Source organism: Pseudoalteromonas sp. Z1A6 (genome assembly GCF_011378745.1).
GTDB classification, from domain to species: Bacteria; Pseudomonadota; Gammaproteobacteria; order Enterobacterales; family Alteromonadaceae; genus Pseudoalteromonas; species Pseudoalteromonas arctica.
Genome location: NZ_WTKW01000473.1, coordinates 1 through 2543, shown reverse-complemented (window position 1 = coordinate 2543; position 2543 = coordinate 1). Strand labels below are relative to the sequence as shown.

Annotated in this window: 1 protein-coding gene; it reads left to right on the top strand. The window is 39.2% G+C overall.

All coding sequences use genetic code 11. From position 1 onward, the window contains the following. The first annotated feature begins 16 nt into the window (after positions 1-16). Complete coding sequence (locus GQR46_RS18625) at positions 17-2509, top strand: PBP1A family penicillin-binding protein (protein WP_165742015.1); 2493 nt, start codon at positions 17-19, stop codon at positions 2507-2509. The last annotated feature ends 34 nt before the right edge of the window (positions 2510-2543 follow it).

The window sequence follows — 2543 nt, the reverse complement described above, 5'->3', positions numbered from 1 at the left end:
ATTTAGGGAAATATAAGTGATTTTATTAAAACGAACTTTACAATTTTTTATCATTTGTGTGTTAATTGGTCTGATTACTTTGATCAGTCTTTATTACTACGTTAAACCTGATATCCCCAGTGTGCAAGTTTTAAAAGACGTGCAATTACAAACTCCTATGCAAGTATTCACTAAAGATGGGCTTTTAATCAATCAATTTGGTGAAAAACGTCGTATTCCAGTGACTATTGATGAAATTCCTCAAACACTCATTAATGCATTTTTAGCGACAGAAGATAATCGATTTTACGATCATATAGGCATAGACCCTATTGGTATAGTACGTTCGGCTGTTGTTCTTATATCTACTGGCGAGAAAAAACAAGGTGCAAGTACTATTACTATGCAGCTTGCTCGTAATTTCTTTTTAACACGCGAAAAAGCGTATATCCGTAAAGTTAAAGAAATATTTATAGCGCTTCATATTGAAGGAGTGTTAACAAAAGACGAAATTTTAGAGCTTTACCTTAATAAAATAGAATTAGGTAATCGTGCTTTCGGTATTGGTGCAGCAGCGCAAGTTTATTACGGTAAAGAGCTAAAAGATTTAACACTTGCGCAAATGGCGATGATTGCAGGTTTACCTAAAGCACCTTCAGCTTTAAACCCAATTCGTAACCCAACGCGTGCAAAAGCGCGCCGAAATGTAGTTTTAGGCCGTTTACTGACCGAAGACTATATAACACAAGAGCAATATAACGAAGCAACTAGCCAACCTATTACAGCTTATTTTCACGGTGCAGAAATAAACTTATACGCACCGTATATCTCTGAAATGGTGCGCGCTGAAATGGTTTCGCGCTATGGGGTAGATAAAGCTTACAACTCTGGTTTTAAAATTTTTACCTCAGTAGAGTCAAAGGTTCAAAAAGCAGCGCAAAACGCACTTGTAAATAACTTACACAGTTACGATATGCGTCATGGTTTTAGAGGTCCAACTGATGTTTTATGGAATCCTGAAACACAACCAGCTTTAACTGAGCTACAAATACTCAATAAATTACAGAGCGTAAATGAGTTAGGCACTTTAAAAGTTGCAGCAGTACTCAGTGTTAATAATAAAACAGCTACAGTACTACTTAAAAACGGTGAGCAAACAACTCTCAGTTGGGATAGTTTAAAATGGGCGCGTAAGTATATTACTCGCTACCGCCAAAGCTTTGCTCCAAAAGCAGCTACTGATATTTTAACGCCAGGTATGCAAATATGGGTACGTCAAAACGAAGATAACAGCTACTTATTAAGCCAAATACCAGAAGCATCAAGCGCTATTGTATCCCTCGATCCACAAGACGGTAGAATAAAAGCTATTGTAGGGGGTTACAGCTTTGAGCAAAGTCAATACAACCGAGCGATACAAGCTAAGCGTCAAGTGGGTTCTAATATAAAACCTTTTATATATTCAGCAGCACTTGAAAAAGGTTACACGCTTGCGTCTATATTAAATGATGCACCTATAAACCAATGGGATAAGAGCCAAGGCGTAGCATGGCGCCCTAAAAACAGCCCTGCTGTTTACAACGGTCCTATTCGAATTCGCCGTGCTTTAGCACAGTCTAAAAACGTTATTTCGGTGCGCTTACTACGTGGTGTTGGATTGCAACGTACAGCTGATCACTTACTAAAATTTGGTTTTAAAGACGCTGACATTAATCGTAGTGAATCATTAGCACTTGGTAGTGCTTCTATTACCCCGCTTGAACTTGCAAGAGGCATGAGCACATTTGCCAATGGCGGTCATTTAATTGAACCTTACTTTATCTCAGAAATTCAAGACGCTTACGGCAATATATTGTTTAAAGCAAACCCTGCTCTTGCCTGTGACGAAGAGCCTTTGCCAACACACAATGCTCTCTCGATGCATAATAGTGATGATGAAATGGAGCAAACGAAAAAATGTGCGCCGAGAATTATTTCTAAGCAAAATGCATTTTTAATTGCTGATGCTATGAATAGTGCAATTTGGGGGGGTGGTAGCTGGGCTCATAAAACAGGTTGGAGTGGAACCGGTTGGCGAGCACAAGCGCTAGATCGTCGCGATATTTCAGGTAAAACAGGCACAACTAATGACTCAGTAGATACCTGGTTTAGCGGTTTTAATAGTAATGTGATGACCTCAGTTTGGGTTGGCTTTGATAATCCGGGCAACGCTCTTGGTCGCTCTACATATAACAACAACCTAGATAGCAGCCAAATATCAGGTGCGGAATCTGGCGCTAAAACCGCGCAGCCAGCATGGGTTGAATTTATGAAAGCGGCACTTGAAGGCAAGCCTGAAGCCCCAATTGAGCCGCCTGAGGGACTTGTTTCTATTCGTATTGATTTAGCTACCGGCTTACTTAGCCATAAAAATGATTACACGAGTCGATTTGAATATTTTGAAAAAGGTACTGCACCTACAAAGTATGTGCTATCTCAGCCTAACGATATATTTGAAGAAGACACTAAAACAGAAGAAGAGCTATTTTAATAATATGTATGTAATACAAAAACGGCAGCTTATT